At 43.9% G+C, this 22,139-nt stretch carries 14 protein-coding genes and 1 riboswitch; of the genes, 6 read left to right on the top strand and 8 right to left on the bottom strand.

Annotated elements, in window-relative coordinates; translation table 11 throughout:
* Positions 1 to 9: 9 nt before the first annotated feature.
* From mshL to AB4209_RS02990, 6 genes are all read right to left on the bottom strand, one after another.
* Positions 10 to 1,647, bottom strand: a complete 1,638-nt coding sequence (mshL, locus tag AB4209_RS03015; protein ID WP_050651986.1) for a pilus (MSHA type) biogenesis protein MshL — start codon at positions 1,645 to 1,647, stop codon at positions 10 to 12.
* Positions 1,648 to 1,662: 15 nt separating this feature from the next.
* Complete coding sequence (locus AB4209_RS03010; RefSeq protein ID WP_017061346.1) at positions 1,663 to 1,995, bottom strand: hypothetical protein; 333 nt, start codon at positions 1,993 to 1,995, stop codon at positions 1,663 to 1,665.
* The gene (pilO, locus tag AB4209_RS03005; RefSeq protein ID WP_017061345.1) at positions 1,988 to 2,635 is read right to left on the bottom strand and encodes a type 4a pilus biogenesis protein PilO; all 648 of its coding nucleotides are present in this window, start codon (positions 2,633 to 2,635) and stop codon (positions 1,988 to 1,990) included. Before pilO ends, AB4209_RS03010 begins: the two co-directional genes overlap by 8 nt.
* Positions 2,635 to 4,077: an MSHA biogenesis protein MshI gene (locus AB4209_RS03000; protein WP_017061344.1), complete on the bottom strand. Its 1,443-nt coding sequence runs from the start codon at positions 4,075 to 4,077 to the stop codon at positions 2,635 to 2,637. The genes pilO and AB4209_RS03000 overlap by 1 nt, the downstream gene beginning before the upstream one ends.
* A 2-nt stretch (positions 4,078 to 4,079) precedes the next feature.
* Positions 4,080 to 6,095 (bottom strand): RNase E specificity factor CsrD, encoded by a 2,016-nt coding sequence (gene csrD / locus AB4209_RS02995; RefSeq protein ID WP_372054807.1) that lies wholly within the window; start codon positions 6,093 to 6,095, stop codon positions 4,080 to 4,082.
* A gap of 161 nt (positions 6,096 to 6,256) precedes the next feature.
* Complete coding sequence (locus AB4209_RS02990; protein WP_017062970.1) at positions 6,257 to 6,808, bottom strand: single-stranded DNA-binding protein; 552 nt, start codon at positions 6,806 to 6,808, stop codon at positions 6,257 to 6,259.
* Positions 6,809 to 7,086: 278 nt separating this feature from the next.
* On the opposite strand from AB4209_RS02990, the gene AB4209_RS02985 reads away from it, so the two are divergent.
* The 4 genes from AB4209_RS02985 (at position 7,087) to AB4209_RS02970 (ending at position 13,605) form a co-directional block, all read left to right on the top strand.
* On the top strand, positions 7,087 to 7,734 hold the full coding sequence (locus AB4209_RS02985) for a LuxR C-terminal-related transcriptional regulator (RefSeq protein WP_372054805.1): 648 nt from the start codon (positions 7,087 to 7,089) through the stop codon (positions 7,732 to 7,734).
* 157 nt (positions 7,735 to 7,891) lie between these two features.
* On the top strand, positions 7,892 to 8,764 hold the full coding sequence (galU, locus tag AB4209_RS02980) for a UTP--glucose-1-phosphate uridylyltransferase GalU (protein ID WP_017061340.1): 873 nt from the start codon (positions 7,892 to 7,894) through the stop codon (positions 8,762 to 8,764).
* A gap of 149 nt (positions 8,765 to 8,913) precedes the next feature.
* On the top strand, positions 8,914 to 11,745 hold the full coding sequence (gene uvrA / locus AB4209_RS02975; protein ID WP_017061339.1) for an excinuclease ABC subunit UvrA: 2,832 nt from the start codon (positions 8,914 to 8,916) through the stop codon (positions 11,743 to 11,745).
* Positions 11,746 to 11,841: 96 nt separating this feature from the next.
* A complete protein-coding gene (locus tag AB4209_RS02970; RefSeq protein ID WP_017061338.1) occupies positions 11,842 to 13,605 on the top strand; it encodes a PglL family O-oligosaccharyltransferase in 1,764 nt (587 codons plus the stop codon).
* Positions 13,606 to 13,717: 112 nt separating this feature from the next.
* Here AB4209_RS02970 and AB4209_RS02965 read toward each other — a convergent pair whose 3' ends face one another.
* Positions 13,718 to 14,857, bottom strand: coding sequence for an alanine--glyoxylate aminotransferase family protein (locus tag AB4209_RS02965; RefSeq protein ID WP_102332733.1), 1,140 nt, complete (start codon positions 14,855 to 14,857; stop codon positions 13,718 to 13,720).
* A gap of 176 nt (positions 14,858 to 15,033) precedes the next feature.
* Positions 15,034 to 15,211: riboswitch (Lysine riboswitch) on the top strand.
* Positions 15,212 to 15,319: 108 nt separating this feature from the next.
* Between AB4209_RS02965 and lysC the strand changes: the two genes are divergently transcribed.
* A complete protein-coding gene (gene lysC / locus AB4209_RS02960) occupies positions 15,320 to 16,687 on the top strand; it encodes a lysine-sensitive aspartokinase 3 (protein WP_372054803.1) in 1,368 nt (455 codons plus the stop codon).
* Positions 16,688 to 16,793: 106 nt separating this feature from the next.
* Here lysC and metH read toward each other — a convergent pair whose 3' ends face one another.
* The gene (metH, locus tag AB4209_RS02955) at positions 16,794 to 20,471 is read right to left on the bottom strand and encodes a methionine synthase (protein WP_372054801.1); all 3,678 of its coding nucleotides are present in this window, start codon (positions 20,469 to 20,471) and stop codon (positions 16,794 to 16,796) included.
* A 169-nt stretch (positions 20,472 to 20,640) separates the two neighbouring features.
* Here metH and AB4209_RS02950 point away from each other — a divergent pair, with 169 nt between their 5' ends.
* Positions 20,641 to 21,921 (top strand): sodium:proton antiporter, encoded by a 1,281-nt coding sequence (locus AB4209_RS02950; RefSeq protein ID WP_017061334.1) that lies wholly within the window; start codon positions 20,641 to 20,643, stop codon positions 21,919 to 21,921.
* Positions 21,922 to 22,139 lie beyond the last annotated feature (218 nt).

The following is a 22,139-nucleotide window of genomic DNA, read 5'->3' as shown; positions in this document are numbered from 1 at the left end:
AGTAAGCAATTACTCTTCATCAGGGAACCACTGCTGAAGAAGATCACGTGAACGCTCCAACTCATTTTGCCAAGTATTCACACCCACGATCGTTGGCTTAAGCAAGATCACGAGCTCAGTTTTTTGCGTTAACTGATTGGTATTACGGAACAAATGACCTAAGGCTGGAATATCACCGAGGAATGGAACTTTAGAGGTCACATCACTGGTGTTGGATTTCATCAAACCACCAATAACAACCACATCGCCATCTCGAGCTCGAATCACTGAGTCAGATTCACGAATAGAGCTTTTCGCCAAAGGAAGTTGCACCAAGCCCGTTGTTGAACCTAGGTTGAGCTCTTTCACTTCTTCCTCTACCTCAATAACGGCTGGGTGAACATGTAAGAACACGCTACCTTTGTCATCTATCTGAGGGGTCACGTCTAAAGAAATACCAGAGAAGAACGGAGTTAGTTCAACCTCAGGCGCCACATTCGCGTTGTCACCACTGCCTACTGAACTTGATAAATCTGTTACGTAGTACTCATCGGTACCCACTTTGATAACCGCTTTCTGGTTGTTTGCCGCTGTGACTCGTGGGCTTGATAGAACGTTCAGATCACCTTGAGTATCCATAAAGCTCAATACTGCTTCAAAACTGCCATCTGAGATCGTTACATTGGTTTGTCCGCCTAACAAAGAGCTAATCGCATCTAATGGAGGTAATGTACTTGCAGGACGGTCGATAACCACACCACCACTACCAATCGACTTAGATAAATTGGACCAGCTAATACCTTGTTGGTAACCATCACTCAAGGTTACTTCCATGATTTTTGCTTCTAGGATCACTTGACGCTGCAGGCGTTGTTGAGAAATACCTAAGAACTCTCGAACCTCACGAATTTCGTCAGGGTAAGCACGCACTGTAATCACACTCGCTTGCGGGGTCACGACAACGCTTTGCCCATCACCCGAACCAATTAAGTGAGCAACCGCCGCTTCAAGCTGTGGCCAAAAATCACTTTCAGAGGTCGTTTCAATCTCTGTCCCACCATTCGATGTGGAGTTTGATGAATTAGAAGAGTTAGATGAATTTGACGAGTTTGAGTTCGAGTTTGAAGAGCTCGATGAATTCGAATCTGAGTTAGAGATCGTGCCGGTGGTGATCGTCGTTAGTGAGCGACCAGAACGCTTAACTTGTAAGTAATCGACAGGGATCGTTACGGTGCGAAGACCGGCAGGATAAACTTGAATCACTTTGCCACGCTTTTCAATATCGTAGCCATACATATCTTGAGCAACAGCCAGTACCTCATCTAACGTCACGTCCGTTAGATTAAGCGTAAGGTTTCCAGACACACTTGGGTGAATAGCCGCACTATATTCCGTACCTTTCACTAAGCTGGCAAAAAAAGTTCTCGCTTCAACGCCTTTTGCCTGAATACGAAAACGCTTAACCGTTTCCATCCCCGGAGACATCGAGTCAGAATTAAGCTGAGGCATAAGGTCATCTTGAACCGACGAAGGCAGCTCATGAAGCGCTCTGCTATTGGCTTCATTAATTGATTCGTTTAAAGACTCTTTAATCTCAACAGGATCTCTATGCCCCATCGAACAGCCGACTAAAGATGACACTAGGATTGCTACTACAAGTTTACGCATGTCTTCACTCTAACCTTAATTATTCTTAACATCTAAAGAGAACATCTCTAATTTCCACTGCTTAGAGCTTCTCTGCAGAGTGACGTATTCTGGATCTATGTTCTTAACTCGGTACCCTCTGATCGTTTCCCCTTGTCCGAGAATCTGACCATTCATAATCGCATAGCAAGGCGTATCTCCCTTACACACGATGCTTTCTAAAGAAGGCAAGCGATAACGAGTTGGTGCTTTCTTAGCAGGCGCCGTTTTCTGTTGAGGTGAAAGCCAGCCTAATGGCGCCGTGGGATCTTGCTCAGCCCACACAAAAGAGCTACTAAATAGCAAGGACAACAAAAGAGTTCTAACCACCGATAAACTCCTGTCTAGTACCTAATGTGTAAACCTCGAACACCAGTCGAGCTTTAGGATATTCTTCTACTGAGTATTCAAATGTGCGCCAGTAGTAACTCACAGGTAGAGACTCAAGTGCTTGAAGGTAAGCTGAGATATCAAAGTAACTGCCGGTTAGCTCCATTCTTACAGGGTGAAGAAAGTAGCCTGAATATTCGCTGGTCTCTTTATTGTTCGAAATCGCTTCTGGTTTTAATGACTCTAGCGATTCAAGCTTTAGTCCATTACCGGCGTTAAGAACGCTCTCCAGTAACTGCGACATTTGAGAAGGTGTGATTAATCCATCAACAATCTGAGAAAGCTGAAGAGAGAGATCTTGGCTCTCCACCAGCAGCTTTTTGTACTCTCGATTAATTTCTTTGTCTGGGTCTTTGTTTAACTGAGCTTGCAGAACAAGTAACTCACCTTGCTGCCTTTGATTCGATTGAGTCAGGCTGCTCGCCTTGGCATTTTTAGCTTGTAGATCGAGATACGCAGGCTCAACCAATAAGGTGAACAACAACATCGATAGGCCAACAAAACCACACACAAAAAGTAGCCATTTTTCTCTTTGACTTAATGCAAGAAACTTATCGCTCAGCTGGTTCCACTGCTGCATTATTTACTCTCCCGACGAGTACTTAGCTCAAACGTCACCACATCCTGATCATTACGGCCAATTTTTAGTTTTTCAAAAGTGCGTCCGACTAAATTAAGCTCACTTTTAAACTGACCAATCCAGTTCGGAACGACATTTGCGTTACGAGCCAAGCCACTAAGATCTAAAGTATCGTGGGTCATGTAGATGTGCGAAAGAGAAATGTCATTTCGGCCTAATTTAGCTAAGGAATTCATGACGCCAGAATACCCGACTTGTTGGGATTCGTCGTATTGTCCAACAGCCTTCAAAGCCTCTTTTTTAGCCTCAGTCTCACGTTTGAGACGCGCAACCGCCGCGACTTTCTCTGGAGACGGTTTATGCTGAGTTAACTTACTATTCAATTGGTTAACTTGCTTGTTAAGTTGATTCGAGTCTTGTTGCAGGGCTGTTAGCTCTTTATCTAGATTAGAAACTTGATACTGCATTGCGAAGTAACCACCAAGCATCAAAACACAAATTACTCCCCAGCTCGCAACAACATTGGTCAGCGTAAAATATTCTTTTTTAGGCTTAAGGTGTTCAGGGTAAAGATTGACCTTAAACGTCTCTTTTTCAGCTGCAAGTTTAAGCAACAAACTCTCTGAATTATCACGCTCACCTTCAACCAACAGTGAAACTGTCGAGCTCAATGTGCTGTTTAAGGCACTTTGTAACTCTGCTTCATCTTCTTCGTCACAACAGATTTTAAGCTGGTGAAGCTGGGTGCCTTTAATTTGAGAAGAAAGGTAATCAATCGAGCGTTGAAGCTCTAAAGCGAGGCCATCTAACTGCAGAGCACTTGACGCAACACCCGTTAAAGGTGGCACAACACTGCGGATGGTTCTTTGAAAACAAACGGTATTTTCGACAAACGCACCCAATTTAAAGTGTGAATTGACGCTACGTTGTAAAAGAATGAAATTAGACAGTTCGCCTGCACTGTAACCCCAGATTTCATCTTCAGGAGCAACACCTATTAATTCAACCTGAGCCGAATTAGTGATATTCAAAAGCTTGTCCAACAGCTTTTTAGGCAGGACATATACTTGCAGCTTGTTCGACGTTGGTAACGCGACCGCACTCGCAGTAATTTCCGTGACTCTTTCTGAAACAAGATCTTTGAGTAAAAAAGGCAGTGCTACCGACCATTCACTCTCTGGAATGTCCGGTTTATCAATTTGGTAGGTTTGGTAGTAGTTAGCACAGACAATCAGTTGGACGCTATTACTGGTAAACGCCTCACTGCTAAGCGATTTTTTTAGCGCACTCTCCCAGTCCCCATTAACCACGGGAATGCTGGCTACTTGAGGATCTTGTTCTGTCGATGAAATATAAATGGCGTCATTGCCCAGCAAGACAACTTGCGAGCTACCTTTATTATTCGTTGGCTTTATTTTGTCTAAAATCGCTTTAAAATTCATTCTTAACTACTACTCTTACGCCATCGATTTCTTCGTCCAACTTTGACAACAGATTCCGCTTTCGCGGCTTTTTCTGCTTGATTAGGCAAAGGGATAATTTGTTGTTCTTCGTCGAAATATCTCCCTTGATAGCCGTTAATGCCTAACTCTATCAAGGTATTCTTTTCTTGTTTTGTCTCGACTCCAACGGCAATAACTTGAGTTGGAGAATCACCACACGCCCCAATTAAGCTTCGAACAAACAGTTGGTTCTCATGCCTTTGGTCGATTTTCTTTATTAGGCTTCGATGAAGCTTAATATAACTAACCTTCAAATCCTTTATATAGTGAGTGCTAACAATGGTTCGCCCAGCTTGGCCAACCACAACTTTACACCCTAAACCTCGCAACATCTTTGCCACCGGTCTCATATAATCAAGATGAGCAATCAAGTGCCCTTCTGAAAATTCAAACGCAAGCTGAGAGCGGTGTTGAGCAGAGAGCTGTAACAACTCACTCCTAAACCACTTAAAGTGCTGTTTATTAGCAAACGGGGTAACATTCAGATTCACTGAATAGTTGATAGGTTGAGTTGATTCTTTCAACGATTTCAACACAACCTTTAGAACCGATTGGTCCATTTGAGCTTGATAACCCACTTGCTCTACCGCAGGCATAAATCGAGACGATTTCAATAAACCTTTGTCAGGATCCTGAATTCTAGTAAATATTTCTCTATGCAATTCATTAACTTGACCAGATTCCGGCATAAGATAACACCGCTGAGCAAAGATTACTAAATTTTCAGGAAGCAGCGCTTTATCAAGTAATGTTCTCCAACGAACACTGCCTCTATCAAGCTCATTCTTATTCTCTTTCGGGTAACGGCTCCAGTTATTAATACGCTCTAACTGAGCACTCTTTAGTGCCGTTTCCGTTTCATCCATGATCTGGCTATGACGCTCACCTTCGGTATACATGGTCACACCAATATGACACCAGTTATCCGACTCTAAAGGCTCTGGCGGAGTTAGCTTATCTAACTGCCTTAAACACTGAGCAGCCAAGGTCGCAATATTTTTTGCGCCCTGATGAGGGATAAATATAGCAAAGTCAGCTTCGTAATAGCGAGAAAAAATGACATCGGGATAGCGTTGAACGATATTCGACAGTACTTCACCGACTTCAATAATAAAGCCGTCTGTGGTTTGCTTATCGTTAGCATCACTAACTTGCTCCCATTCGTCGATACGTATCAGTAACACACCGCCTCGAGCACCACTTTCATGCAGTGCCGATTCCAGCTTATTATCGAATAAAACTCGGTTTGCCGTTCCCGTGAGTTTATCTAGGAAAGTATGGGTACGAATAAAGGTATCAAAGCGACTTCGTTCTTGACGAGCATCTTGTAGCTCTTCAATCAATACATCTAAGGCTTCGCTTGCGGTATAAGGCCACTCTCGCTCATCTCCCTTTGCATGAGCTTCAACCTGACCGGCCAAGATCATTCTTCCTCGCTCTTCCAAGATTTCAGAACCCATGAGTTGTTCTTTCAACCAACGAACACCGCGAGCAAGACAGAACAGAACCAATGCGACAGCCAAAGTAATTGACCACATCGCTTCCATTGAGTAGTTGTAGCCAATATAAGGAGGAAGTGCTTTAAATTCGATTCGGTAGCCTTCATTACGCTCTAAAATGAAGCTTTTCTCATAAAGACGATTGGGATCAATTTGTGGGGAGGTATCTTTGAAACGATAAACGATGCCGGTCTTGTTCGAGAGTTTCATCTCAACAATATTGCTCGCCTGCAACATCTTAGGCATCCAACGCTGCATTGAATACGCGGCGTCAGGGTCTTCCATCTCTTTATCTACAACGTCGACAATGCCAACCAAATAATGGTCTAAATATTCCTGTCCAATACGCTTAAAGGAAAGTGTGCCACCAATAAAAAGAATGAACATCGCGCTGATCACTATCACGGTGACAAATGCGACCAATCGAGTACTCAATTTTAGTGTCGGGGTATATCTCATGAATAACGAAATCCTTTTCAACTCACATTATACCGTATTGCTACTTATACTATAAATTGACGTTGTAAATAAAGCGTTAAGAATTGTAGGTAACAAAAAGCCGCGATGAACGCGGCTTTTTCCAATTTAATACTGTCTTTATAATATATTAAAAACAGGGATTAAAATGGAATGTCATCATCAAAATCCATTGGCGGCTCATTATATTGAGGTTGAGCCTGCTGAGGAGCTTGTTGAGGTGCTTTTGGCTGCTGTTGAGCGGGAGCACTGTATTGTTGTTGCTGTGGCTGCTGTGGCTGACCCCAACCACCTTGCTGTTGGTTGTTACCCATGCCACCTTGAGCAGGAGCACCACCTTGAGCACGGCCGCCAAGCATTTGCATTACACCATTGAAGCCTTGAACAACCACTTCAGTTGTGTAGCGATCTTGACCGCTTTGATCTTGCCATTTACGAGTTTGAAGTTGACCTTCAATGTAAACTTGAGAACCTTTACGTAGGTACTCACCAGCAACTTCCGCAAGCTTGCCAAACAGAGCAACACGGTGCCATTCTGTTTTTTCACGCTGCTCGCCAGTTGCTTTATCACGCCATGACTCTGACGTTGCAATGGTAATGTTCGCTACTGCGCCGCCATTTGGCATGTAACGAATTTCAGGGTCATTACCTAGGTTACCCACTAATATAACTTTGTTAACTCCACGGCTAGCCATGATTTGCTCCGTCTAAATTCATAGTCTCAGAAAATTTTAGCGCACAAGAATAGCATGCTTTTCTGCAGTGATAAATCGCATTCCTATTCTCTCCTCACTACAAAGAATAAAAACGTAACAAATCATGATATTCAGAGCGATGTTGCTTTTTTCTCCACTTACAAACCACTCATTTACTTTGATAATTGATATTCAACGCAAGTCACTATCAAGGCGCTAGAGAAGCTAAAGCCTGCATGACAACGTGGAATCTAATCCCACTCAAACAGGACGTTTCAATGAGAAAATCAAGATACGCTCGCACTTTACACTTTCTGTGCATCGACCCAAACGATACCTATCTACATGTAAAAGAGATAGAAAAGCATTTATCTATTGTTCTCTACAAAATGACACCCGACGAATTAATGCTAGTTGATAGAAAGCAGAGTAACCGGATCTTGCTCGTCGATTACAGAGAGGTACCACAACTACTGATTATTTGTCCTAACCTGACTGTTATGTGGAAAAATCACGAAATCATTTTATTCAATGTCCCCCAGCAACTTCCAACCTCAGAGCTTCTTACCTATGGGGTACTAAAAGGACTCTTTTACAACACTGAACAAAAGGACAAGATTGCTCGTGGTCTTCAAGAAGTCATTGATGGCGATAACTGGCTGCCAAGGAAGGTAACCAATCAACTGTTGTTTTATTATCGCAATATGGTCAATACCAACACCACACCAACCAATGTTGATTTAACCATTCGTGAGCTCCAGGTGATTCGCTGTCTTCAATCCGGGTCTTCAAACACACAAATCGCCGATGACTTGTTTATTAGTGAGTTCACGGTTAAATCTCACCTCTATCAAATATTCCGTAAGCTTGCGGTAAAAAATAGAGTTCAAGCGATAGCATGGGCAAACCAGAACCTGCTTGCATAATCGACCCACCTCTTAGTCTGACGATAATTTTGAGGGAAGCTCTAGTAAACCATGGCTATTGTTGCTGAATTTTCGACATAACTTATGCTAGAGTTGCCCTCAGAAATATCAACCACTCAGGTTGAATCAATAATTATTATAGATAAAGGGTCTTATCATGATCAAAAAGTGCCTTTTCCCGGCAGCTGGCTACGGTACACGTTTTTTACCTGCAACCAAGTCAATGCCTAAAGAAATGATGCCTGTAGTAAACAAGCCTCTGATTGAATACGGTGTAGAGGAAGCTATCGAAGCTGGTATGGATGGAATGTGCATCGTTACTGGACGTGGTAAGCACTCGATCATGGATCACTTTGATAAAAACTACGAGCTTGAGCACCAGATTAGCGGCACCAATAAAGAAGACCTATTGGTTAATATCCGTGAAACGATTGAAGCGGCAAACTTCACCTACATTCGTCAACGTGAGATGAAAGGCCTTGGCCATGCTATTTTAACGGGTCGCGAACTTGTAGGCGATGAACCGTTCGCAGTAGTACTTGCTGATGACCTTTGTGTGAACGAGCAACAAGGCGTGCTAGCTCAGATGGTTGCGCTATACAAACAGTTCCGCTGTTCTATTGTTGCTGTACAAGAAGTTCCAGAAGAAGAGACTCACAAGTACGGTGTTATCTCTGGCGAAATGATCAAAGATGACCTTTTCCGAGTTGATGACATGGTAGAGAAGCCAGAGCAAGGTACAGCACCAAGCAACCTAGCGATCATTGGTCGTTATATTCTGACTCCAGATATCTTTGAATTAATCGAGCAGACAGAACCAGGTAAAGGCGGCGAAATCCAGATCACTGATGCATTGCTAAAACAGGCAAAAGCAGGCTGTGTATTGGCTTACAAATTTAAAGGCCAACGTTTTGACTGTGGTAGTGTTGAAGGCTATATCGAAGCAACAAACTACTGCTTCGAAAACCTATACAAGAAAGACCAGCAGCAAATCGAGCTAGGTAAACACTCGACCAAGAAAGAAGCATAACGACTGGTTAATCACTAACGTTACTGATTTTAGAAAGGGCGACTCTTTGAGTCGCCCTTTTTGTTTACTGTTTTTTTATCCAGTAAAACTTTGCACAAATCTCACTCTATGTAATACTTTAGCCACTTAAAATTACATGGTCTATTGAGATGGATAAAATAGAAATTAGAGGCGCTCGTACGCATAACCTCAAAGACGTCAACCTAACCATTCCACGTGACAAACTGACTGTCATCACCGGTTTATCGGGTTCAGGAAAGTCGTCACTTGCGTTTGACACACTCTACGCAGAAGGTCAGCGTCGTTATGTTGAATCTCTGTCTGCTTACGCTCGTCAATTTCTATCTCTTATGGAAAAGCCTGATGTCGACCATATTGAAGGTCTGTCTCCAGCTATCTCAATAGAACAAAAATCGACTTCACATAACCCTCGCTCAACCGTCGGTACCATTACCGAAGTCTATGATTACCTCAGATTATTGTATGCGCGAGTAGGCGAACCTCGCTGTCCAGACCACAACATCCCTCTAGCAGCACAAACCATCAGTCAAATGGTCGATAAGGTCTTAGAACTGCCTGAAGGCTCAAAGATGATGTTGATGGCACCGATTGTCAAAGAGCGCAAAGGTGAGCATGTTAAAACACTGGAAAACTTAGCTGCGCAAGGCTTTATCCGAGCCCGAATTGATGGTGAAACCTGTGATCTATCCGATCCACCAGCACTTGAACTTCATAAGAAGCACACCATTGAAGTTGTGGTAGACAGATTCAAGGTTCGTCCTGATCTTCAACAGCGTTTAGCCGAGTCATTCGAGACCACATTAGAGCTCTCTGGCGGTATCGCTGTCGTCGGCTGGATGGACGAAACGGATCAAGAAGAGATCGTATTCTCTGCTAACTTCGCTTGTCCTAAATGTGGTTACAGCATGCAAGAGCTTGAGCCTCGCCTGTTCTCATTTAATAACCCGGCAGGAGCATGTGGTACGTGTGATGGTCTTGGTGTTCAACAGTATTTTGATCCAAGCCGAGTGATTTTAGATGAGAACCTAAGCATTGCTGAAGGTGCGATAAAAGGTTGGGATCAAAAGAACTACTACTATTTCCAGATGCTAACGTCGCTTTCAGAACATTATGGTTTTGATCTGTATGCGCCATTTAATTCTCTACCGAAAAAGACTCAAGAGATCATTCTAAAAGGATCAGGTCGAACTGAAGTGGAATTCAAGTACATCAATGACCGAGGTGATATTCGAGTTAAGCGTCATCCATTCGAGGGCATTTTAAATACCTTAGAGCGCCGTTACCGTGATACTGAATCTAGCGCGGTGCGTGAAGACCTTGCCAAATACATCTCAACCAAGTCGTGTTCTAGCTGTGATGGCACTCGCCTGAGATTAGAAGCTCGTAATGTTTTCATTGGTGATACAACACTTCCGGAAATCGTTGAACTTAGCATTGCTGACGCACTACAATTTTTCCAAGAATTGAAGCTAGACGGTCAACGTGGGCAGATCGCAGATAAAGTGATGAAAGAGATCAATGATCGTCTGCATTTCTTAGTCAACGTTGGTTTGAACTACCTTAACCTATCACGCAGTGCTGAAACGCTGTCTGGTGGTGAGGCGCAACGTATTCGTTTGGCGAGCCAAATCGGTGCCGGTTTAGTTGGCGTTATGTATGTACTTGATGAGCCATCAATTGGTCTCCACCAGCGCGATAATGAACGTCTATTGCAAACCTTAATTCACCTGAGAGACTTAGGTAATACGGTACTTGTTGTGGAACATGACGAAGATGCAATTCGTTGTGCTGACCATGTTATCGATATCGGTCCAGGAGCAGGGGTGCACGGTGGTCACGTGGTGGCAGAAGGTACCATGCAAGACATCATCGAAAACCCGAACTCTTTGACAGGCCAATACCTGAGCGGTGCTAAAGAAATTGCAGTGCCTGAAAAGAGAACGCCTATCGACAAGAAAAAGGTCGTCGAGATCGTTGGCGCAACGGGGAACAACCTAAAGAATGTGACCGCGACAATTCCTGTTGGCTTGTTCAGTTGTATTACGGGCGTATCAGGTTCGGGTAAATCAACGCTTATCAACGATACCTTCTTTAAAGTCGCCCACACTCAATTAAACGGTGCCACGACTGCAGTTCCAGCAAAGCACAAAAAGATTAAAGGGTTAGAACATTTTGATAAGGTAATCGACATAGATCAAAGCCCTATCGGTCGTACACCAAGATCAAACCCTGCGACCTACACAGGGATTTTCACCCCTATTCGTGAACTATTCGCGGGCACTCAGGAATCACGTTCTCGTGGTTACAAGCCAGGTCGATTCAGCTTTAACGTTCGTGGTGGTCGTTGTGAGGCTTGTCAGGGAGACGGCGTAATCAAGGTAGAGATGCACTTCTTACCCGATGTGTATGTGCCTTGTGATGTGTGTAAAGGTAAGCGCTATAACCGTGAGACTCTAGAGGTCCGCTACAAAGGTAAAACCATTGACGAAGTTCTAGAGATGACTGTGGAAGATGCTCGTGAATACTTCAACCCGGTACCTGTTATCGCTCGTAAACTGCAAACTTTAATGGACGTTGGCCTCTCTTACATTCGCTTAGGGCAAGCAGCTACAACCTTATCTGGTGGTGAAGCTCAGCGTGTTAAATTAGCGCGTGAACTGTCTAAACGAGACACGGGAAAAACCTTATACATTCTCGATGAGCCAACAACAGGCCTTCATTTCCACGATATCCAGCAGCTACTGACGGTATTACATAGACTGCGTGATCACGGTAATACAGTTGTCGTGATTGAGCACAACCTAGATGTCGTTAAAACAGCAGACTGGATCCTAGACCTTGGCCCAGAAGGTGGGCAAGGTGGTGGTGAGATTGTTGCAGAGGGTACACCTGAAGATGTGGCGTTAGTCGAAGGTTCACACACTGCTCGCTTCCTTAAGCCTATGTTAAATTTGAAGTAGGTGTAAAATAGCGCCCTGCGGGCAGACAGAAAAATGTTAAAGTAACAGAGCTTGTTTCAGAAGGAACAAGCTCTGTTTTTATAAGGTTAGGGATTTATGGCAACAATACACACTAGCGGTACTCAGCTAGAAAATCAGGTCACTCAGCTACCACTCAACAAAGCATTTCTGGCTTCTTTAGCTGTTGTATTCTTGTTAGCTATGCATTTTTTTATGCCGAATCCTGGTGGTTCGGGCCTTGCTCTATCCTTTAACCCTACCACTTGGCTAGCGCTAAGCTTCACGCTAGCGATTGGCTTTTACCAACTCGCGACCAATCGAGTACTCAAGTATTCCAAATTAACAATTGGCTTGTTGATTAGCTGCATCATACTCACGCTACCCATTTTATACAGCAATGCTGCACCTCAAGGAGCGTCAGGACGCTTGCTTGGATTGTGGGCGGGCTTTGCCTTATTTGTGGTGCTGCAGCAATTTAAGTTCAGCAATAAACACAAGCAACGTATGTTGTGGTTCATTGTACTTGCTGTTGTTATACAAGCACTATTTGGCTATGTGCAATATTTCTTATTAGAACCTGGCAACCTATTTGGCTACAACACTGCTGCAAACCGACCATATGGGATATTTCAACAACCGAATGTAATGGCAAGCTTTCTTGCTACTGGTTTTGTGCTGTCCGCTTACCTTTTAGCAAGGCAGCCGGCTAAATATAACCATAAGATCAGCGAATCATTCCTACTGTATTTAACTCCAACCTTAACCGTGCCCTTGCTGATCATCATTGCATCACGTACCGGATGGTTGGCCGCTGTCATTGGGTTTATCTGCATTCTGCCCTATCTATACAAGTTCTCGACCAAGAAACGCTTCTACGGATGGTGCGCATCAGTGCTCGTCGGTGTCGTCGTCGCTTTTTCGGTGATCAGCCTAAGTGCGACTGATAGCCTCGCTAGCAAGAAAGCGAACCTAGAAAGCCCGCGCGCTTATACGTTCCCGCAAGCTTTAGATATGATGATCGAAAAGCCATTTACAGGTTATGGTTACGGGAAATTTGAGTCTGAATACACGCTATATACAGCTCGCCAACATCAACTCAACTCGAACTATCATCCAGGTCTTCCTTCAATGGATCACCCGCACAATGAGTTCCTGTTTTGGGGAGTTGAAGGGGGGATTGTACCAATCATCGGAATCTTGATTGCTGCAATATTGGTGATGTCACGCATAACAAGTTCAGCAAAGGGAACACGTCTAGCCCTGCTCGCGTTATTTATCCCGATCCTGTTGCACTCCCAACTTGAGTATCCTTTTTACCACTCGGCGATTCACTGGATAACATTCATTATATTGATTTACTGGGTAGATCAGCGCTCTTCCCGACATTATCAACAGTCGTTCAGTATCATCAGCAAGACCCTATTTAGAGTGTTGAGCTTAGTGCTCCCTATTTTGGTCAGTTTTTATATGTTGAGCGCCCTGCACACCAACTATGTACTGACTAAGTTTGAACTGTCTAAGCCGAAAAATCCGGACATTCTTAAGCAGGTAACGAACCCAGTGGTGTGGAAAGATCGCTACGATTGGGATATATACAGCACTTACCTTAATATCGGCCTCTACAAAGCCGACCCGAGCCTTATACAGCCTTACATCGATTGGTCACTGGAGATCATTAAGAGCAAACCAAGACCGGCTTTCTACAGCAATCTGATTCTGGCGTATCAAGGCCTAGGAGAAGAAAGTAAAGCAGAGCAAATTCGTAGCGAAGCGAACTTTTTATTCCCTAACAGAGACTTTTCAAAGGTTCAGTATAAGAAAGTGTCACAAGCAGAAGATAACGTTTCGTCTGCAGAATAATGTTAAGAATTCGCAACGCAAGCTTCACTTAGTAGGCAGTAGGAGCTTGGGGTAGATACAAAAAAGCGCACGATCTCTCGTGCGCTTTTCTTTTTAATTTCAGTTCATGCAGCTACTTCAAAACATCTTTTAGCGCTTTTAGGCACAACGCGACATTCTCTTTACGAGCACCGTAACCCATTAGGCCGATACGCCATGCCTTACCAGCCAAAGAGCCAAGCCCAGCACCGATTTCAAGATTATATTCTTCTAAAAGCTGCGTTCTGATCTTAGCCTCATCAATTCCTTCTGGGAAATAAAGTGCATTAAGCTGCGGCAGGCGGCTCTCTTCATCAACCACAAACTTTAACCCTAGAGCTTCTACGCCTTCTTTAAGCTCTTGGTGCATCGCATGATGACGAGACCACGCATTATCTAAGCCTTCATTTTTCAACAAAACCAGCGACTCATGCAGAGCATAAAGGCTGTTCACGGGTGCGGTATGGTGGTAGCTACGCTTACCTTCTCCACTCCAGTAACCTAATACTAAACTTTGATCCAAAAACCAGCTTTGCACTGGTGCTTTACGGGCTTTCATTTTATCAACCGCACGCTGAGAGAAAGTCACTGGAGATAGCCCTGGCACACAAGACAGACACTTTTGGCTGCCAGAATAAACCGCATCAAGCTGCCACTCATCAACCAGCAATGGCACACCACCTAATGATGTCACTGCATCAACAATCGTTAACGCATCAAACTGACGAGCGACAGCAGAGATAGCTTGAGCATCAGATAACGCTCCGGTTGATGTCTCTGCATGCACAAATGCAACAGCAACGGCATCGGGGTTTTCTGCCAATGCTTGTTCTACCTTTTCAACTGAAACGGGCTTGCCCCATTCGTCATCAACAAGGATGGCTTCGCCACCACAACGCACCACGTTTTCTCGCATACGCTCACCGAAGACACCGTTACGACAAACAATCACCTTTTCACCAGGCTCAATCAAGTTAACAAAACAGGTCTCCATACCCGCACTGCCCGGTGCAGAAACGGCAATCGTAAATTCGTTTTCAGTCTGAAAAGCGTATTTAAGAAGTTGTTTAAGCTCATCCATCATCGCAATAAACAGCGGATCTAGGTGACCTATGGTTGGACGGCTCAAAGCCTGTAGCACTTGAGGTGAGATATCAGAAGGACCAGGCCCCATTAACGTTCGGTGTGGTGGATAAAAGCTATCGATAGCAGTAGTGAGTGTGAAATTAGACATGTACATCCCTTACGTTAATGTTGTGAACAATCCACCCTAAAGCAAATTGATTACCTCAGCAATTAGCCATAAGTATTGAGGTCAAACCACTGTCACATAATTGTTAAAATTATTTTTCAATTATCTCAAGTTACGGATTGACATTGTTACCACAAAAACGTTCAATGAAACGGCTATCTAGCAGAAGAGGAGCACTGCCCAGGCAGATGTTTTGTGGAACCGCATTTCCAATACAAAACATTTATGGGGAGCAGTGCCGAGATAATAAAAGTATGCAGGACCTTTATTATCGGTTGAGCGGGCTGAATCCCGTCAACTGTCGCCATTTCTATATGGTGAAGAGCTTCTGAGGTTACTATTCTAATAATTCCTCTCTTTTTGCTCTAAAACTCTCTTCGAAAAACATCGGACGTTGGATTACCCAACCGTAATTTTATTTTAGGAAGTCGTGGGAGATATATCGTGAGTGCATCTAATGTAGCTGGTTCTTTTAATGTCGCTAAGTTTGGTGGAACAAGTGTTGCCAACTTTGAAGCAATGAGCCGTTGTGCTGCCATTATTGAAAACAACTCAAACACGAAACTGGTCGTGAGTAGTGCATGCTCTGGTGTCACTAACTTGCTGGTTGAACTAGCACATGGTGTTCAAGACAAAGCTCGTCGTCAGGAACTAATGGCGCAATTAGCGGACATTCACAACGCAATTCTTGACCAACTCGCAGATCCAATCAGCATCGAAAAAGAAGTCCACAGCATTCTTGATGACATTGCGAGCGCTGCAGAGGCCGCATCATTCCAAACAAGTACTAAACTGACGGATCACCTTGTCGCATGTGGCGAGTTGATGTCGACACACATCTTGGCTCAGATCATCTCTGAACGAGGCACTCCTGCTGTTCGCTTTGATATCAGAGATGTGATGCGTACTAATGATGATTTTGGTAAAGCCGAACCTCAACTAGAAGATATTGCCGCTCTAGCGCAAGAGAAACTGATTCCACTTTGCCAACAACAAGTTGTCGTTACCCAAGGTTTTATCGGCGCTGATAGCGAAGGTAACACCACGACTTTAGGCCGCGGTGGCAGTGATTACTCAGCAGCATTGATTGCCGAATCTGTACAGGCGATTGGTTTAGAAATCTGGACGGATGTTCCGGGTATCTACACCACAGACCCTCGTATTGCACCTAAAGCTTCTCCTATCCCAGAGATCAGCTTCAGTGAAGCATCGGAAATGGCAAACTTTGGTGCGAAGATCTTGCACCCATCAACTCTAGTACCTGCACTACGCCACCAAATACCGGTATTTGTCGGCTCTTCTAAAGCGCCAGAGCTCGGTGGAACTTGGATTCGTCAAGAAGTTGAGAGCTCTCCTCTATTTAGAGCGCTTGCCCTACGCTGCAACCAAACCATGGTTACGCTACGTAGCGCTAATATGTTCCATGCCTATGGCTTTTTGGCAAAGGTATTCGAGATCCTTGCTAAACATAAGATCTCGGTCGATCTTATCACCACTTCAGAGATCAGTGTTTCACTAACACTCGATCAAACCGATACCTCTGGTGGTGCTCCTGAGTTACCTGAAGCCGCTCGCCTTGAGCTTGAAGAGTTGTGTTCCGTGGATATTGAGCACGACCTATGCCTTGTTGCACTGATTGGTAACAACATGAGTGAAAGCAAAGGCTATGCGAAGCAGGTCTTCGGCACTCTTGAAGACTTCAACCTACGCATGATTTGTTACGGTGCAAGCCCACACAACCTGTGCTTCTTACTAAATGAATCTGTTTCTAAGTTGGCGATTCAAAAACTGCACCAAGAATTATTTGAATAGAAAGTCCGTTTATCATCGACAGATAAATCACAAATACAAAAAGGGTTGCTATTTAGCAACCCTTTCTCTTTTTACTTTACGAATCAAAGCTCATCATAGATTCAAACTAGTTAATGTTAGGACCTAACCACTTCTCGGCTTCTAACATATCCCAACCTTTGCGGTCAGCATAGCTATCCACTTGATCCTGTTGAATCTGTGCAATAGCAAAGTATCTAGCATCAGGGTGTGAGAAATACATACCAGACACTGAGGCACCAGGCCACATCGCGTAGCTTGTCGTTAATGACATGTCGATTGCCTTTTCAACGTCCATCAGCTCCCACAACGTACCTTTCTCTGTATGCTCTGGGCAAGCAGGGTAACCTGGAGCTGGACGAATACCTTGGTATTTCTCTCGAATCAAATCGTCGTTAGACAAATTCTCATCTGGCGAGTAACCCCAAATATCCTTTCTCACTTCTTTATGCAGATATTCCGCGAACGCCTCAGCCAATCGGTCAGCAACCGCCTGAATCATAATCGCGTTGTAGTCATCGCCTTTCGCTTTGTATTCATCAGCCAGCTCTCGCTCACCAATACCACCCGTAACCGCAAAGCCACCAATCCAATCCGCTTTACCGCTTTCTTTTGGCGCAATGTAATCAGACAAACAGTAGTTAAAGCCTTTTGGTTTCTCTGTTTGTTGACGAAGATTGTGTAGAACTTTTAGAACTTCGGTACGAGATTCATCGGTATACACCTCGATATCATCACCCACACTGTTCGCAGGGAACATGGCACACATACCACGAGCTTCAAGTAACTTCTCTTTCTCTACGCGATCCAACAAATCGTTGGCATCTTTGAATAGTCGTTTAGCTTCATCCCCCACCTCTTCGTGATCAAGGATTGCTGGGTACTTACCAACTAATGACCATGTCATAAAGAACGGAGTCCAGTCGATGTACTGACGCAAAGTCGCTACATCAAAATCACTGAAAATATGTACTCCCGGCTTAGCGGGTGCAGGGGGAGTGTAGGCATCCCAATCGATAGCAACTTTATTGGCACGAGCTTTCTCAAGTGTGACGGGCTTGGTACGAGGTTTTTTACGATTGTGTTGATCTCTAACTCGATCATAATCGATGTTCAACTTCTCAACGAAAGCAGGTTTCAATTCATCAGAGAGTAATGAAGTACAAACGCCTACAGCGCGAGATGCGTTATTGACATAAACAACTGGCTCAGAGTAGTTCTGCTCAATCTTAACCGCAGTGTGTGCTTTAGATGTCGTTGCTCCGCCAATCAGAAGAGGCAGCTTAAAGCCTTGTCTCTCCATCTCTTTGGCAACATGTACCATTTCATCAAGAGAAGGGGTAATCAGACCCGACAAACCAATAATGTCGACATTCTCTTCTTTCGCTACCTTGAGAATCTTCTCGCAAGAAACCATCACACCTAAGTCGATAATTTCGTAGTTATTACACTGTAAAACCACACCAACGATATTTTTACCGATATCGTGAACGTCACCTTTAACGGTCGCTAACAAAATCTTACCGTTAGTTGCGCCCACTTCTTTGGATGCATTAATGAATGGTTCTAAATGGGCAACCGCCTGTTTCATCACACGCGCAGACTTTACAACCTGTGGTAAGAACATCTTACCTTCACCAAACAGGTCACCAACAACGTTCATTCCGTCCATTAGAGGACCTTCAATCACTTCAATAGGACGAGAGGCATTAACACGAGCTTCTTCGGTATCTTCAACAATAAAGTCGGTGATACCTTTTACCAAAGAGTGCTCCAAACGCTTCTCTACAGGCCAAGTTCGCCACTCTAATGCAGATTTATCTTCAACCTTACCAACAGCACGCTCTAGGTATTCGGTCGCCATATCCAGCAATCTTTCAGTCGAATCATCACGACGGTTTAGTACGACATCTTCAACAGCATCACGCAGATCTTCTGGAACATTATCGTAAATTTCCAACTGACCAGCGTTTACAATGCCCATATCCATACCGTTTTTAAAACAGTGATATAGGAATACCGCGTGAATAGCCTCACGGACGTAGTTATTACCACGGAATGAGAATGAAACATTCGACACACCGCCAGAGATCATCGCATGCGGGAGATCGCGTTTGATGTCTCCTACTGCTTCAATGAAATCAACCGCATAGTTATTATGCTCATCGATACCAGTAGCCACTGCGAAAATATTCGGGTCAAAAATAATATCTTCTGGTGGGAAACCGACTTCATCAACAAGAATGTTGTAGGCATTGGTACAGATTTCGACTTTACGCTCTCGAGTATCAGCCTGCCCGACTTCATCAAACGCCATCACGATGACAGCAGCACCATAACGACGAACTAATTTGGCTTGCTCAACAAACTTCTCTTTGCCTTCTTTTAGAGAGATTGAGTTAACGATGCCTTTGCCTTGAATACACTTTAGGCCAGCTTCGATAACTTCCCACTTAGAAGAATCGACCATAACAGGTACTTTCGAGATTTCAGGTTCTGAAGCACATAGATTCAGGAATTTAACCATACACGCCTCGGCGTCTAGCATCCCTTCATCCATGTTGATATCGATAATTTGAGCACCATTCTCGACTTGCTCTCGAGCTACACTCAAGGCTTCGTCGTAGAGCTCTTCTTTGATAAGGCGCTTAAAGCGTGCAGAGCCGGTAACATTGGTCCGCTCACCTACATTCACGAACAAAGATTCTTTAGCTATCGTCAGTGGCTCTAGTCCCGAAAGACGACAAGAAACTGGTAAGTCTGGCAATTGACGCGGCGTTACACCTTCAACGGCCTCAGCCATTTGACGGATATGCTCTGGAGTAGTACCACAACACCCACCAATTAGGTTCAAGAAGCCACTTTCAGCCCACTCTTTAACATGTTCAGCCATATCCTCAGGAGAAAGGTCATACTCGCCAAATGCATTAGGCAAACCCGCATTAGGGTGAGCAGAAACATTGCACTCTGAGATACGAGACATCTCACCGACATACTCACGCAGTTCATCAGGGCCCAATGCACAGTTCAATCCAAATGAGATTGGTTTTACATGACGAAGGGCGTTGTAGAATGCTTCTGTCGTCTGTCCTGAAAGGGTACGACCTGATGCGTCAGTGATGGTACCGGAAATCATCACTGGAAGAGCAATACCCACCTCTTCAAAAACAGATTCAACGGCAAAGGCACACGCTTTCGCGTTTAACGTATCAAAGATAGTTTCAATAAGAATTAAATCTGAACCGCCCTTAATGAGCGCGCGAGTCGATTCAGAATAGGCTTCAACCAGTTCGTCAAAGCTAACATTACGGTAACCTGGATCGTTTACATCAGGCGAGATAGAACAAGTTCGGTTGGTAGGGCCTAATACACCCGCGACGAAGCGAGGTTTATCTGGGGTCTTTGCAGTCCATTCATCAGCTGCTTCACGAGCAAGCTTGGCAGCAGCAAAGTTAATCTCTTCACTAAGGCTTTCCATATCATAGTCGGCCATAGCGATGGTTGTAGCGTTAAAGGTATTGGTTTCGAGGATGTCAGCCCCAGCTTCCAAATACTCCATATGGATATCTTTGATAAGCTTAGGCTGTGTAAGAACTAAAAGGTCATTGTTGCCCTTCAAGTCACTGTGCCAATCAGCAAAGCGTTCACCACGATAGTCTTGCTCTTCCAATTTATAATCCTGAATCATGGTGCCCATGCCACCATCAATCAGTAAAATTCGTTGCTTCAACAGAGCGTCAATCTTTTGCCTTACATTACTTCCCACGGTACAACCTCATTCCTTTAATTATCCCTCCATCCTATCACACATTAAAAAGGAGTCTAGACGTCTAAAAAAGGAAATTGATTACTGAGTCATGACAAAAAAATGTTTGCTATTTGAGCATGAGACAACGAAAATTCATATTCATACTTTGTTACATGTTGGAATCCCAATGTCGGTCTATTACACCTTATGCTTCTTGTCCGCTGCAGCCATGCTTATTGCTTTCGTGAATACAAAAATTGGTAAAATGCAGACAACCATCGCCATTACAGCTGGCTCAATGATGTTATCTCTATTGATTATCATTGCGGGACAAAATAATTGGTTCCAATTGGCAGACATTGCCTCAGAGACCGTTGCCAGTATCAATTTTGAAGATTTCCTTCTAAAAGGGATATTAGGATTCTTACTATTTGCAGGCGGTTTGGGGATTAAGTTACCAAATTTAAAAGACCAGAAATGGGAAATAACTGTACTCGCGTTAGGTGCTACGTTGTTTTCAACATTCTTTATCGGTTTTGTGCTGTACGGGTTTTGCCAGTTCATCGGTATTCAATTTGATCTGATTTACTGCCTACTCTTTGGCTCGCTAATCTCTCCAACCGATCCCATCGCCGTGCTAGCAATAGTAAAGAAACTCGACGCTCCCAGAAGAATCTCTACTCAAATCGAGGGAGAATCTCTATTCAACGATGGTTTTGGCTTAGTTATCTTCGTAACCCTATTTACTATCGCATTCGGCACAGAAGCGCCAACCGTCGGTAGTGTGACCATGCTATTCGTTCAAGAGGCAATTGGCGGCATCGTCTACGGTTTTGTTTTAGGTCTTGTATTCCATTACCTAATCAGCAACACCGACGACCACTCGATGGAGTTGCTATTAACCATCGGCATTCCAACTGCTGGTTATGCGTTTGCTGAAGTTCTACATGTATCAGGACCATTAGCGATGGTGGTCTCAGGTATCATGATTGGTAACTGGACTCGCTTTATCGGATTCTCAAAAGAGAGTGAAGATCACTTAGATCATTTCTGGGAATTGATAGATGAATTCTTAAACGGCGTATTATTCCTACTAATTGGTATGTCGATGCTGTTATTCAAATTCCACCAAGAAGATTGGATCTTAATGGCTTTCGCAGTCCCTCTAGTATTGAGTGCACGTTACTTGAGTGTTTTCTTGTCTTACATCGGATTTAAACGCTTTAGAACTTACAACCCGTGGTCGATTAAGATTCTAACTTGGGGTGGTTTACGCGGTGGCTTAGCACTAGCCATGGCACTTTCAATCCCTTCAGGTATCTGGGTAATTGAAGACAAAGCAATCGATGTTAAAGAGATAATCCTTGTCATGACATACGCCGTTGTTGTGTTCTCTATTCTGGTTCAAGGCTCAACTATCACTCCTATGATAGAGAAAGCAAAACAAGCAGAGAAAGAGCTAGATTAATATCTAAATAGATCAACCAAGGCCGCCTACTTTAGGTGGCCTTTTTTATACCTAATGAAAGTCAAACTCGCCAATTCCCTCACTGAAGTTATCGTTGAAAGGTATGCGTGGAACATAGAGATTATATCGATATTTGATACCGCGAGTATTTGAGTAGTCGAAAGCCTTGTTGTGGGTATCCAGAACTCTTTAAGTAGGTTAATACCAATTAAAGTAAA

The organism is Vibrio sp. 10N.286.48.C11 (genome assembly GCF_041469805.1).
GTDB lineage: Bacteria > Pseudomonadota > Gammaproteobacteria > Enterobacterales > Vibrionaceae > Vibrio > Vibrio crassostreae_C.
This window is presented reverse-complemented; position numbering and strand designations above follow the sequence as displayed.